Genomic DNA, 3,859 nt, shown 5'->3' with positions numbered 1-3,859 from the left:
CTTATCAGTCCACGCACATTTGGTCTTATCCATGCGGCTTTTGCATACCTAGGCTCGAAGGGAGCCCCCACTAGCCCCTTCGGAGGAACCATGCCCGAGCAATCATCGGCACCGTACGAGCCGGCGTCCCGCGTCCGCCGCATCAAGTCATCGCCCAGTGTCGCCGCCGCGGCCCGGGTGCGCGAACTCAAGGCCGAGGGCCGCACGATCATCGACCTCACCGTAGGCGAACCGGACTTCGACACTCCAGAGCACATCAAGGCCGCCGCGATCGCCGCGATCCAGGCCGGCGAAACCAAGTACACCTCGGTCACCGGAACTCCGGCCCTGCAGTCCGCCGTCCTCGGCCGCCTGGAACGTCACACCGGAATCCGTTATGGCAAGGAGGAAATCACCGTGGGCGGCGGTGCCAAGCAGGTCATCTTCCTGGCCTTGATGGCCACCCTCGACGCCGGCGACGAAGTGATCATACCGGCCCCCTACTGGGTGTCCTACCCGGACATGGTGCTCGCCAACGAAGGCACCCCGGTGATCGTTCCCTGTGGCGAGGCCACCGGATTCAAGCTCACCCCGGATGCGCTGCGCGCTGCCGTCACGCCGAAGAGCAAGTGGCTCATCCTCAACACCCCGTCCAACCCTACCGGTGCCGTGTACACGCGTGCCGAGCTCGCGGCCCTTGCCGGGGTCCTTGAAGAGTTCCCGCAACTGCTGGTCCTCACCGACGAGATCTACGACGACATCAACTTCGGCAGCGAACGCATCGCCAGCCTGGTGGAAGTGGCGCCGGCCCTCAAGGACCGCATCCTGCTGGTCAACGGCGTGTCCAAGGCCTACGCCATGACCGGCTGGCGCATCGGCTACGCAGCCGGCCCCGCCCCCGTGGTGGCTGCCATCAACAAGCTCCAGTCCCAGATGTCATCCTGCCCGTCCTCCGTCAGCCAAGCCGCAGCAGCGGCTGCGCTCTCCGGCGACCAGTCCTTCGTGCGCGAAAGCGTTGCGGTCTACCGCACGCGGCGGGACACCGCCGTCGCCGGCTTGAACGCCGTGGAAGGACTCTCGTGCTCGGCGGCCGACGGCGCGTTCTACACCTGGGTGAACTGCTCCGGCGTGATCGGAAAGACGACGCCGGCCGGCACCACCATCCGTAACGACGAAGACTTCACGCTGTACCTCCTGGATGCCGCCTCCGTGGCCGTGATCCAGGGCTCCGCCTACGGCCTGGAACCGTACTTCCGCATCTCCTTCGCTACGGACCTGGAGACCATCCAGGCCGCCGTCGCCGCCATCGACAAAGCCGTCAGCGCACTCAGCTGAGCACGCCCGCCCGTATCCCCAGCAGAAAGACACAGTTATGATCCACGTCAAGACCAAGTTCGAACGCCCGGCGGCCGACGTCGTCGAGCGTCTCTCCAAGTTCTCCTCCGCCACCATCCACGAGGCGCAGGGCCGCAAAGGCGCGCTGAACTCGAAGATCAAGCCGATCCACCGGGACATGTCCTTCTGCGGGCCGGCGGTCACCGTGCGCTGCGCCCCGCAGGACAACCTCATGCTGCAGGTGGCCATCCACTACGCCCAGGCCGGCGACGTGGTGCTGGTGGGCACGGCCGAATATGAGGAAGCCGGTATCTTCGGCGACGTGCTCGGCAACGCCATGAAGGCCAAGGGCATCGCCGCCATGGTCACCGAATCCGGGGTGCGGGATACGGCGGACCTGATCGAACTCGGCCTGCCCGTCTTCTCCGGGAACGTCTGCATCAAGGGCACGGTCAAGGAGACCTTGGGCCCCATCAACCACCCGCTGGTGATCGGAGACGAGATCATCTACCCGGGCGACATCCTGCGCGGCGATGCCGACGGCGTCGTCGTCATCCGCCGCGAGGAAGCCGAAGAGGTCATCGCCCTGTCCCAGGCCCGCGACGACCACGAGCGCGAACTGATCAAGCTGTACCACGACGGCGGCACCACCATCGAGCTGTGCGAGCTCACCGACAAGCTGAAGGCCAAGGGCCTCCTGGTGGAGGACTGAGGCGGCCGGAGCCCTCAGCCGCCCAACCTGCTTAAACGCGGTTTGCCAGCTCAAATTTGAGCTGGCAAACCGCGTTTAAGGGGGTGAAAGACCGGGTTCGACGAGGGCGGGAGCCCGACGACGGGCGGGCGGCCGCCGTGCTTCCTGCCGCCCGCTTGCGTCCTACCGCTGCGGCTCCTGAACCAGATGCCAGACCGTCCCGATGCCGCCCGACGCCGGCATGAGGCTGCCTTCGAAGATGAAGACCGGTTCGGCGTCGCCGTCTTCCGGACGCCAGAGCCCGTTGGCGGGGCAGTGGAAGCCGGTCCGGACCGACAAGGTTCCAGCGTCGCGCTGGCGGGCCAAAGTGGTGAGACCGATCTTCTTCACGGCGGTTCGCTCCTGTGCTTTCTGCATCCGTCCGGAGGGCCGGACGGTTTCGGGGAGGGGTGGATGGAACCATCGTAGGAACGCCGTTACGCGCGTGGATAAGACCTAAAAGCTGTGGAGCGATAAGCAGCTTCTATGGTTGCAGCGCAGGACCGTAGTCCGCCAGGAGCCGGCTGCGGATCATTTCGCGGATGATGATCAGCACGGCGGAGGCGGATTCGGACAGCGGCTCGTGTTCTGCGGTGCACAGGGCGATCTTGCACTGCAGTGCAGGGTCCACGATCCGCAGCACCTTGAAATTTTCTTCGTGGAACAGTGCGTCCGCGGCCGAGCGCGGCAGGATGGCGGATCCCAGGCCGGCGGTGATCAGGCGGCCGAGCGCCGGAACGGATTCCACCTCCCCTGCGAGCTTGAGCGGCAAACCCTTTTCCTCAAGCCCTTTGTCGACCAGCTGGCGCAGCGTGTGGATGCGCTCCGGGAGGAAGAGCCGCTCGCCGGCCACCTCCGCGAGGGTGACGGTCTCGCCGTCGCCGATTTTCACATCCGCGTTCGTGACCAGGTGCAGGTCTTCCACCACCATGGTGGTGAACTGGACCCCACGGATCGGCCCGGGCTCGTAGATCAGGGCCATGTCCAGCTTGCCGTTCTTGATCGCTTCGCTGAGTACGCCACCGAAAGTCTCGGTCAGGTGGAGGATGATGTCCGGGTACCGCTCCCCCACCTCCCGCACGATCTCCGGGGCGAGCTTGGAGACCATGCTGTACGGGGCGATCGCGATGGACACCCGGCCGGCCGGCGCCGCTCCGGAGGCCGCGACGTCGGTCCTCGCCTGTTCCACGAGCCGCAGGATGGTCTGTGCGTGGCGGTAGAGCGTGTGGCCGGCCGCCGTGGGCTCTACACCCTGCTTGCTGCGGATGAGCAGCCGTTGCTTGAGGTCCTTCTCCAGCGAGGAAACCTGCTGGCTCAGCGCGGGCTGCGCCACGTGGAGGCTCGCAGCGGCCTTGGTGATGCTTCCCGAATCCACGATCCGCACGAAGTATTCGAGCTTCCGGGTGTCCATGGTGTCCGCCTTTCCGGGGATCGAATCAGGCCCTGCGTCATAGCAATTCCTTATGTGGTGACGCAGAACAAGTCTTTGTGTGAGCCGAGTCTCACTGGCTACGTTGAGTGCGGGACGACACCCCAAGCACCCCGTTCGCATGGCATGGCCGGCCCTGGCCATCTGGTCTGTATCCCCCGGACACTCCCTGGCTCACGTCCCCGACATCCCTTCAGGAGGAAACCCGATGAAATCCTACACGCGCCGCGGATTCGCAGCCCTGGCACTCACCACCGTTTCGGCCCTCGCGCTCACTGCCTGCGGCGGCGGCGCAGAGGCCGGCAAGGACGCCGGCTCGCCCACCTCCGGCGAAGTCAACCTGATCGCCTACTCCGGCATCTGGGAAGAGCAGTACACCAAGGCCG

General features: G+C 65.7%; 4 protein-coding genes. 2 read left to right on the top strand and 2 right to left on the bottom strand.

Annotated features, from left to right (window positions below; translation table 11 throughout):
* Positions 1-90 precede the first annotated feature (90 nt).
* Together BIU82_RS10025 and BIU82_RS10020 are read left to right on the top strand one after the other, a co-directional pair.
* Positions 91-1,314: an aspartate transaminase gene (locus tag BIU82_RS10025; RefSeq protein WP_070349328.1), complete on the top strand. Its 1,224-nt coding sequence runs from the start codon at positions 91-93 to the stop codon at positions 1,312-1,314.
* Positions 1,315-1,351: 37 nt separating this feature from the next.
* Positions 1,352-2,026 (top strand): 4-carboxy-4-hydroxy-2-oxoadipate aldolase/oxaloacetate decarboxylase, encoded by a 675-nt coding sequence (locus BIU82_RS10020; RefSeq protein WP_070349327.1) that lies wholly within the window; start codon positions 1,352-1,354, stop codon positions 2,024-2,026.
* A gap of 162 nt (positions 2,027-2,188) precedes the next feature.
* On the opposite strand, the gene BIU82_RS10015 is transcribed toward BIU82_RS10020, so the two are convergent.
* Positions 2,189-2,395, bottom strand: a complete 207-nt coding sequence (locus tag BIU82_RS10015) for a hypothetical protein (RefSeq protein ID WP_070349313.1) — start codon at positions 2,393-2,395, stop codon at positions 2,189-2,191.
* A 133-nt stretch (positions 2,396-2,528) separates the two neighbouring features.
* On the bottom strand, positions 2,529-3,455 hold the full coding sequence (nac, locus tag BIU82_RS10010) for a nitrogen assimilation transcriptional regulator NAC (RefSeq protein WP_070349326.1): 927 nt from the start codon (positions 3,453-3,455) through the stop codon (positions 2,529-2,531).
* Positions 3,456-3,859: the final 404 nt, after the last annotated feature.

This window comes from Arthrobacter sp. SW1, from assembly GCF_001766675.1.
In the GTDB taxonomy this organism is placed as follows: Bacteria; Actinomycetota; Actinomycetes; order Actinomycetales; family Micrococcaceae; genus Arthrobacter.
Note: the sequence above shows the minus strand (reverse complement) of the source record. Positions and strands in the feature narration are given on the sequence as shown.

Excerpts from the sequence above, each read along its gene's own strand:
- BIU82_RS10025 (WP_070349328.1), top strand. The coding sequence starts at position 91 with ATGCCCGAGCAATCATCGGCACCGTACGAGCCGGCGTCCCGCGTCCGC.
- BIU82_RS10020 (WP_070349327.1), top strand. The coding sequence starts at position 1,352 with ATGATCCACGTCAAGACCAAGTTCGAACGCCCGGCGGCCGACGTCGTC.
- nac (WP_070349326.1), bottom strand. The coding sequence starts at position 3,455 with ATGGACACCCGGAAGCTCGAATACTTCGTGCGGATCGTGGATTCGGGA.